Source organism: Streptomyces sp. NPDC051563, from assembly GCF_044454225.1.
In the GTDB taxonomy this organism is placed as follows: domain Bacteria; phylum Actinomycetota; class Actinomycetes; order Streptomycetales; family Streptomycetaceae; genus Streptomyces.
On the sequence record NZ_JBITDL010000069.1, the window covers coordinates 1 to 8,570 of the forward strand.

The 8,570-nt window shown below is 72.2% G+C and carries 5 protein-coding genes; 2 read left to right on the forward strand and 3 right to left on the reverse strand.

All coding sequences use genetic code 11. The annotated features are described in order from the left end of the window. Positions 1 to 404: 404 nt before the first annotated feature. From ACIA8F_RS39020 to ACIA8F_RS39030, 3 genes are all read right to left on the reverse strand, one after another. A complete protein-coding gene (locus ACIA8F_RS39020) occupies positions 405 to 2,033 on the reverse strand; it encodes a PucR family transcriptional regulator (protein WP_399385797.1) in 1,629 nt (542 codons plus the stop codon). A gap of 135 nt (positions 2,034 to 2,168) precedes the next feature. Then, positions 2,169 to 3,551 carry an FAD-binding protein gene (locus ACIA8F_RS39025; RefSeq protein ID WP_399385798.1) on the reverse strand — a complete coding sequence of 461 codons (1,383 nt, stop codon included), beginning with the start codon at positions 3,549 to 3,551 and terminating at the stop codon, positions 2,169 to 2,171. A gap of 77 nt (positions 3,552 to 3,628) precedes the next feature. Next, positions 3,629 to 5,434, reverse strand: a complete 1,806-nt coding sequence (locus ACIA8F_RS39030) for a glycoside hydrolase family 15 protein (RefSeq protein ID WP_399385799.1) — start codon at positions 5,432 to 5,434, stop codon at positions 3,629 to 3,631. Between the two features lie 512 nt (positions 5,435 to 5,946). Here ACIA8F_RS39030 and ACIA8F_RS39035 point away from each other — a divergent pair. Together ACIA8F_RS39035 and ACIA8F_RS39040 are read left to right on the forward strand one after the other, a co-directional pair. Continuing rightward, positions 5,947 to 7,584: a CTP synthase gene (locus ACIA8F_RS39035; protein WP_399385800.1), complete on the forward strand. Its 1,638-nt coding sequence runs from the start codon at positions 5,947 to 5,949 to the stop codon at positions 7,582 to 7,584. A gap of 79 nt (positions 7,585 to 7,663) precedes the next feature. Next, positions 7,664 to 8,332: an NUDIX domain-containing protein gene (locus ACIA8F_RS39040; RefSeq protein WP_399385801.1), complete on the forward strand. Its 669-nt coding sequence runs from the start codon at positions 7,664 to 7,666 to the stop codon at positions 8,330 to 8,332. The last annotated feature ends 238 nt before the right edge of the window (positions 8,333 to 8,570 follow it).

Below are 8,570 nucleotides of genomic sequence, written 5' to 3' on the forward strand. Positions count from 1 at the left end.
CGACAGTTGTGGCTTCCTTTAGCGCCACAAATCACGCTCTACGTCCAGGCCAACACCCCACCCCGCCCCCGTCCCCGCCCCTGCCGTCCGCAGCCGCCGACCCCGGGTGTTTCAGCCGTCCGGCGTTTGAGGACCGGGGTCTGGGGCGGAGCCCCAGGGGGTCCGGGCGCAGCCCGGTACCCCTGTTCAGCCCGTCCGGCGTTTGAGGACCGGGCTCCGGGCAGCGCCCGGGGACCGGTGGAAGGGCGGGTAGGGGAACTCCGCCCCGCAGGGACCGGCCAAGCCGCGCCCGGCCACCGGGCCCCGCGCCGGGGCGGCGGTGGCGGGCACCCCGCGGGGCCACCGTCGGAGTCCGGTGCAGCGCCGGGGAGCCGGGGAGGTCCGCCGGGGCCGGGTCGGGCGAGTCAGGAAGGCGCAGGGGTGGCGTGGCGGCGGGCTCTGAGGGCCAGGCTCAGGGAGAGGACCGTTTCGGGGTCGTCCAGGTCCGCGCCCAGGAGCTCCGAGATGCGGGCCAGGCGGTTGTAGAGGGTCTGGCGGTTCAGGTGGAGCTCGCGTGCGGTCTCCGCCTTGCGGCCCGCGTGGGCCAGGTACGTCTCCAGGGTGGGGAGGAGCGGCGGCCGGGAGACCGTGTCGTGCACGCGCAGGGCGCCGATCGCGCGGTCCACGAAGGCCGCCAGGTCGGGGTGTTCGCGCAGCCGCCACAGCAGCAGGTCGATGTCCAGGCGGCGGGCGTCGTACCAGGGGCGGGCGGGGAGTCCGTGCGCGGCGGTGGCCGTCTCGGCGGCGTGGCGCAGGCCGGCCGAGACGGTCGCCCAGCCGCCGCTGACGCCGACGACCACCGCGGGCGCGGCCCCCGCACGGTCCAGGCCGGCCCGCTCCACGCCGGTCCGCAGGGCCACCGCGACCCGGTCCGCGACCGTCGTGCGCTCGGTGTCGGAGCGGAGGGAGACCAGGAGGGGGACGCGGCCTTCCACCGGGCGGACGCCGAGGAGCACCGGGACGCCGACGGAGGCGAGTTCCTCCAGGACGGCCCGGGCCAGGACCGCCCAGTTGCCGGACGGGGCCAGGTCCGAGGAGAGCCGCATGACGATGGGCAGGAGCGGGCCGGGGCCGGGCTTGAAGCCCAGGACGCGGGCCTGGGCGGGGGCGTCCTCCGCCGAGATCCGTCCCTCGGCGAGGTCCGTGAGGAAGTCGCCGCGGCCGCGCGCCGCGAGTTCGTCCTCCTGCCGGGCCTGCATCAGGACTACGGCCAGGACGCCGGCGGTCCGCTCGGCAGCCATCCGGTGCACGGGCAGCAGCGGGGCGGAGACCCCGAGCAGGACCAGGCGGGCCCGTACGGAGCCCGTGCCGCGGCCGCCGCCCGGGACGTCGACCACGACGGCGTTGCCGGACGGCTCCGCCGGGCGCTGGCCCCGTAGGCCCTCCCAGACCTGGAGCGGGTCCGCCGCGGCCTCGCCGGCGACCGGTCCCGCCGCGTAGAGGAGCTGGCCGTCGGGGGTTTCCAGGAAGACCGGGTTCGCCGTGAAGTCGGCCAGGATGTGCAGGACTTGGGGGATTCCGCCGCCGTCGAGCAGGGCCTCCGTGCAGCGCCGGTGCACCTCTTCGGCCCGTTGCAGCAGGGCGTAGTGGCCGTTGACGATCTCGGTGTGGACCTCCTCCGTGACGGTGACGAAGGGGACCTCGCGGTGCAGCTGGACGAGGGGGAGTCCGACCGCGCGGGCCGTTTCCACGAGGGTGGCCGGGAGCCGGGTGAAGCGGGGGCCCAGCTCGACGACCAGTGCGGCGATGCCGCGGTCCGCGAGGCGGCGTACGAAGGCGCGCTGTTCGGCGGGGCGGGTGCCGAGGCCGAGGCCGGTGGTCAGCAGCAGCTCGCCGCCCTTGAGCAGGGAGGCGATGTTGGGGACCTCGCCGGCGTGCACCCAGCGGACGGTCCGGCCGAGCCGGTCGGCGCAGGCCACCACCTCCGGGAGCCCGCCGCGCAGCCCCGGCAGCTCAAGTGCCCGCTGAACCGTGATCCCGCCCTGATTGTCCATATGGCGGACGCTACCGGGGCTGTTGTTCCGTGCACATCACCGGGCGGTTACGGGGTGCGATCTACCCTCGTCCGGCCCGACAACTCGCCGTTCCCGTAAGGCGATTATCGGACCGCCTGTCGGTTGTGGCGTACGTCACCCGGGGGTGATGTTGTGGTTGAAGCGGAAGACGTTGTCCGGGTCGTACTCCCGCTTCAGCCGGCCCAGCCGCTGCATGTTCCCGGGTCCGAGACCGGCCACCACCCGGTCTCCGCCCTCGTCCCCGGTGAAGTTGAGGTAGACCGCGCCGGTGCTCCACGGCCGGACGTCGGTGCGGACGTCCTGGACCCACTGGCGGCAGCGGTCGTCGTCGGCCGGGTCCTCCCAGGCGCCGAAGGGGTGCACCGCCCAGGGCGCGTCGCGGAACGGCACCGGGTAGTCGGCGGGGCCCTCGGCGATCGCGCCGCCCTGGGGCCACACCACGTGCTGGGTGCCGCTAGGGACCGGCATGGAGTGGGCGCGGGCGCAGAACACGTCCACGAAGGCATCGGGAGCACCCGTCAGGTACTCCGCCGACCAGTAGTTCCGCAGCCCCGGCGGGTCGTCCATCATGCACTGGAGGTCCGCGTAGGCGATGGCGGTCACCATCTCCGCCTCGTGCGGGATCGCCAGCAGCGGGGCGACGAGCCTGCGCAGCGACTCCTCGGGGCCCGCGTACGTGACCAGCGCGCCGGCCACCAGGGCGCCGACCAGGTGCGGCGGGACGAAATCCTCGGGCGGGCCGGTCAGGTAGAGGGCGCCGCCGCCGGCCTCGCGCGGGCCGTCCTCCATGAGGTCCCGGTACGTACGGACCACCTCGGGCCCGTGCTCGGGGAGGTACAGCAGGAACGCGAGGGACATCGCCGGGAGCGCGTGCAGCCGCAGGGTCAGCGAGGTCGCCACGCCGAAGTTCCCGCCGCCGCCGTGCAGCCCCCAGAACAGCTCGGGGTGGTCCTCCTCGGTCGCCGTCACCATCTCCCCGTCGGCCGTGACCAGGTCTACGGCCAGCAGGTTGTCCACCGCCAGGCCGAAGTTCCGGTCCAGCCACCCGGTGCCGCCGCCCAGCACGAAACCGCCGACCCCGGTGGTGGAGACGCGGCCGCCGGTGGTCGCCAGCCCGTACGGCTCGCAGGCCCGGTCCAGCAGGCTCATGGTGGCGCCGCCGCCGACGCGGACGGCCGAGGCCCCGGGATGCACCGTCACCTCCCGCATCCGGCGCAGGTCCACGACCAGGCCGCCGTCGTTCAGGGACATCCCGGCCACACTGTGGCCGCCGCCGCGCACCGCCACCGGCAGGTCGAGCCGCCGGGCGAAGCGCAGGGCGGTCGCCACGTCCACGGGACTCTCGCACTGCGCGATGACGGCCGGCCGGCGGTCGATCATCCCGTTGTGGAGGGTGCGGGCCTCGTCGTACCCCGGATCCTCCGGCGCCAGGACGGCGCCGGACAGGTCCTCGCGGAGTTCGGCGAGCGCCCGGCCCGCCTTCGAGAGGGGAGCCATGGGGCCACCCCCTTCCGGGAGATGCGGAAGGTGCGGAAAAGCCTGTGACTGAAAGGCCTGTGACCCCTCCAGGTTAGTCAGCCCCCGTACGCCCCGCTCGCCGTCAGCCGCAGGGCCGTGTCGATCAGGGGGACGTGGCTGAAGGCCTGCGGGAAGTTGCCCACCTGGCGCTGGAGCTTCGGATCCCATTCCTCCGCCAGCAGGCCCAGATCGTTGCGGAGCGCGAGCAGCTTCTCGAAGAGGCGGCGGGCCTCGTCGACCCGGCCGATCATCGCCAGGTCGTCGGCCATCCAGAACGAGCACGCCAGGAAGGCGCCTTCGTCGCCCTCCAGACCGTCCACGCCCGCCTCCTCGCCCGAGGTCGGGTAGCGCAGGATGAAGCCGTCGGGGGTCGACAGCTCGCGCTGGATCGCCTCGATCGTGCCGATCACCCGCTTGTCGTCCGGTGGCAGGAAGCCCATCTGCGGGATCAGCAGGAGGGAAGCGTCCAGCTCCTTCGACCCGTAGGACTGCGTGAAGGTGTTGCGTTCCTTGTCGTAGCCCTTCTCGCAGACGTCCTGGTGGATCTCGTCGCGCATCTCGCGCCAGCGCTCCAGCGGCCCGTCCGCGTCACCGCTCTCGATCAGCCTGATCGTGCGGTCCACGGCCACCCACGCCATCACCTTCGAGTGCACGAAGTGCCGGCGCGGGCCGCGCACCTCCCAGATGCCCTCGTCGGGCTGGTCCCAGTTGGTCTCCAGGTAGCGGATCAGCTTGAGCTGGAGCAGGGAGGCGTAGTCGTTGCGCGCCAGACCCGTCATGTGGCCCAGGTGCAGGGCCTCGGTGACCTCGCCGTACACGTCGAGCTGGAGCTGGCCGGCGGCGCCGTTGCCGACCCGGACCGGGCCGGAGTTCTCGTAGCCCGGCAGCCAGTCGAGCTCGGTCTCGCCGAGCTCGCGCTCACCGGCGATCCCGTACATGATCTGCAGGTTCTCCGGGTCGCCGGCCACCGCGCGCAGCAGCCAGTCCCGCCAGGCGGAGGCCTCCTCGCGGTACCCGGTGCGCAGCAGCGAGGACAGGGTGATCGCGGCGTCGCGCAGCCAGGTGTAGCGGTAGTCCCAGTTGCGGCTGCCGCCGATCTCCTCCGGGAGGGAGGTGGTCGGCGCGGCGACGATGCCGCCCGTGGGGGCGTACGTGAGCGCCTTGAGGGTGATCAGGGAGCGGATCACCGCCTCCCGGTAGGGCCCGTGGTACGTGCACTGCTCGACCCAGTCCCGCCAGAACTCGGTGGTGGCCTCCAGGGCCTCCTCGGCCTCGGGCGGCTGCGGCGGCTCCTTGTGCGAGGGCTGCCAGCTGATGCAGAACGCCTTCCGGTCCCCGGGCCCGACCGTGAAGTCGGAGTACGTGGTCAGGTCCTTGCCGTACGTCTGCACGTCGGTGTCCAGCCAGACCGAGTCGGGGCCCGCGACGGCCACGGTCCGGTCGTCGACCCGGTGCACCCAGGGCACCACCCGGCCGTAGCTGAAGCGCATGCGCAGCGCGGAGCGCATGGGGACGCGCCCGCTGATGCCCTCCACGATGCGGATGAGCTGCGGTGCGTGGTCCTCGCGGGGCGGCATGAAGTCGATCACCCGCACCGTTCCGCGCGGGGTGTCCCACTCGGACTCCAGGACCAGCGAGTCACCGCGGTATCGGCGCCGGGTGGCACGCGGGGCCTCGGCGCCGGCCGGGAACGCCGGGCCGATCCGCCAGAACCCGTGTTCCTCGGTGCCGAGAATGCTCGCGAAGACGGCATGGGAATCGAAGCGTGGCAGGCACAGCCAGTCCACCGCCCCGTCCCGGCAGACCAATGCCGCAGTCTGCATGTCGCCGATCAGTGCGTAATCCTCGATGCGCCCGGACACGTTGCATCTCCAGTCGAACAGCCACGTCCGCCCCGAAGGGCGCTTGCATTGCGATGCCGCGGATTCTCCGGTGATGTGGATCGCCGCGTCCAGCCCATGATTCCGGAACCGGACGGGTTACGCCGTTCGCGGGGCCGCTCGGCAGGGATGTGATCGAGATCCGAGCAGCACAAGACGGCACCCTAGTGATCTCCGTCAGCTTGAGGACAATGGGGTTCGGCCGAACGGGTGAGTGGCTTCACTGCCGCGGTGACGGACCGGGGCCTCCCCGCCGAGGCCCCCGGGGAGGCCCCGGAGGCGTGGCCGGAGGCGGACCGGCCCGGGCGCTGATAGGCTGGTATCCCGTGGACCGGTGGTCTGCCTGTGCGAACCAGGAACCCCGAAACCGCAGCTTCGGCGCCCCCTGAGACCCTCCGGTTCGATGGTGGCCGGCGCCGGACGCACCTCACCTCGCGACCCACGGGAGCCCCCTCTTGGCGAAGCCGCCCGCTGCTTTTCGGAACAGCACAGCCATGACGACCAAGCACATCTTCGTCACCGGAGGTGTCGCTTCCTCCCTCGGCAAGGGCCTGACGGCCTCCAGCCTGGGTGCGCTGCTGAAGGCGCGCGGTCTTCGGGTCACGATGCAGAAGCTCGACCCGTACCTGAACGTCGACCCCGGCACGATGAACCCGTTCCAGCACGGCGAGGTGTTCGTCACCAACGACGGCGCCGAGACCGACCTGGACATCGGCCACTACGAGCGCTTCCTCGACGTCGACCTCGACGGCTCGGCCAACGTCACCACCGGCCAGGTCTACTCGCAGGTCATCGCCAAGGAGCGGCGCGGCGAGTACCTCGGTGACACCGTGCAGGTCATCCCGCACATCACCAACGAGATCAAGCACCGCATCCGGCGCATGGCGACCGACGACGTCGACGTGGTCATCACCGAGGTCGGCGGCACCGTCGGCGACATCGAGTCGCTGCCGTTCCTGGAGACCGTCCGCCAGGTCCGCCACGAGGTCGGCCGCGACAACGTCTTCGTCGTGCACATCTCGCTGCTGCCCTACATCGGCCCCTCCGGCGAGCTGAAGACCAAGCCGACCCAGCACTCCGTCGCGGCGCTGCGCAACATCGGCATCCAGCCCGACGCGATCGTGCTGCGTGCCGACCGCGAGGTCCCGACCTCGATCAAGCGCAAGATCTCGCTGATGTGCGACGTCGACGAGGCCGCCGTGGTCGCCGCGATCGACGCCAAGTCGATCTACGACATCCCGAAGGTGCTGCACACCGAGGGCCTCGACGCGTACGTCGTGCGCAAGCTCGACCTGCCGTTCCGCGACGTGGACTGGACGGTCTGGGAGGACCTGCTGGACCGCGTCCACAACCCCGACCACGAGGTCAAGGTCGCGCTCGTCGGCAAGTACATCGACCTGCCCGACGCCTACCTGTCGGTGACCGAGGCGCTGCGCGCCGGCGGTTTCGCCAACAAGGCCCGCGTCCAGATCAAGTGGGTCACCTCCGACGACTGCAAGACCCCGGCGGGCGCCGCGGAGGTGCTCGGCGACGTGGACGCGATCTGCGTGCCCGGCGGCTTCGGCGACCGCGGTGTCAACGGCAAGGTCGGCGCGATCACCTACGCCCGCGAGAACAAGATCCCGCTGCTCGGCCTGTGCCTGGGCCTGCAGTGCGTGGTCATCGAGGCCGCGCGCAACCTGGTGGGCATCGAGGACGCGAACTCCACCGAGTTCGACGCCTCCACCCCGAACCCGGTGATCTCCACGATGGAGGAGCAGCTGGCCTTCGTCGAGGGCGCGGGCGACCTGGGCGGCACCATGCGCCTGGGCATGTACCCGGCGAAGCTCGCCGAGGGCTCCATCGTGCGCGAGGTCTACGGCGACCAGGCGTACGTGGACGAGCGCCACCGCCACCGCTACGAGGTCAACAACGCCTACCGCGGCGAGCTGGAGAAGAAGGCCGGCCTGGTCTTCTCCGGCACCTCCCCGGACAACAAGCTCGTCGAGTACGTCGAGTACCCGCGCGAGGTCCACCCCTACCTGGTGGCCACCCAGGCCCACCCGGAGCTGCGCTCGCGCCCCACGCGCCCGCACCCGCTGTTCGCGGGTCTGGTCAAGGCGGCCGTGGAGCGGCAGCAGGCCGCGAAGTAGTCGTACGGCACATAACGTAGGCAGCCGGGGTACGGAGTTCCGTACCCCGGCTGTCGCGCGTTGTGGAGGGCTTCGGGGCATGTCGGGCATGGAGGTCAAGGAGATCGAGGAGATCGCGGAGATCGCGGACAGGCCGGAATCCTGGGAGACGGTGTCGACCCAGCGGCCGTTCCAGGGCGCGAAGACGGCGGTGGCCTCCGACGAGGTGCGGATGCCGGACGGGTCCGTGGCCCGCCGCGACTACCAGGTGCACCCCGGGTCGGTGTGCGTGCTGGCCCTGGACGAGGCGGGGCGGGTCCTGGTGCTGAGCCAGTACCGGCACCCGGTGCGGCGGCGGCTGTGGGAGCTGCCCGCGGGGCTCCTGGACGTCGTGGGGGAGAACCCGCTGCACGGGGCGCAGCGCGAGCTGTACGAGGAGGCGCACGTCAAGGCCGAGGACTGGCGGGTGCTGGCCGACTTCTACGCGTCCCCCGGCGGCTCGGACGAGGCCACCCGGATCTTCCTCGCTCGGGGGGTCCGCGAGGCGGACGGCGAGCGCTACTCGGAGTCCGGGTCGGAGGAGGCGGACATGGAGGTGGCGTGGGTGGCGCTGCCCGAACTGGTACGGGGCGTCCTGGCGGGCTCGCTCGGAAACCCCGGGCTCGTCACGGGAGCCCTGGCGCTTGCCGCTGCCCTCGCCGCCGACCCGCACCTCTCCTCCCTCCGCCCGGCGGACGCCCCCTGGCAGGCCCGGCCGTACGAGTCGTAGCCCTGGGGGTCCGGGTGCGGCGCCGTTGCCGGGGACTCTGTCCCCGGGCCCCTGCGCCTCAAGCGCCGGCGGGGCTGGGGTGTTGTCGGGGCTTAGTGGCTGCGGGGGGTGGGTCGGTGCCGGGGACGGGGTGGGGTGTTGGTCTGGACTGCATGATTTAGGCGCCCTGTCCCCGACTTTCGACAGTTGTGGCTTCCCCACGCGCCACAAATCACGCTCTACGTCCAGGCCAACACCC

Bases quoted from the DNA above. Each gene is read 5' to 3' on its own strand.
- ACIA8F_RS39020 (WP_399385797.1), bottom strand. From the start codon at position 2,033: ATGGACAATCAGGGCGGGATCACGGTTCAGCGGGCACTTGAGCTGCCG.
- ACIA8F_RS39025 (WP_399385798.1), bottom strand. From the start codon at position 3,551: ATGGCTCCCCTCTCGAAGGCGGGCCGGGCGCTCGCCGAACTCCGCGAG.
- ACIA8F_RS39035 (WP_399385800.1), top strand. From the start codon at position 5,947: ATGACGACCAAGCACATCTTCGTCACCGGAGGTGTCGCTTCCTCCCTC.
- ACIA8F_RS39040 (WP_399385801.1), top strand. From the start codon at position 7,664: ATGTCGGGCATGGAGGTCAAGGAGATCGAGGAGATCGCGGAGATCGCG.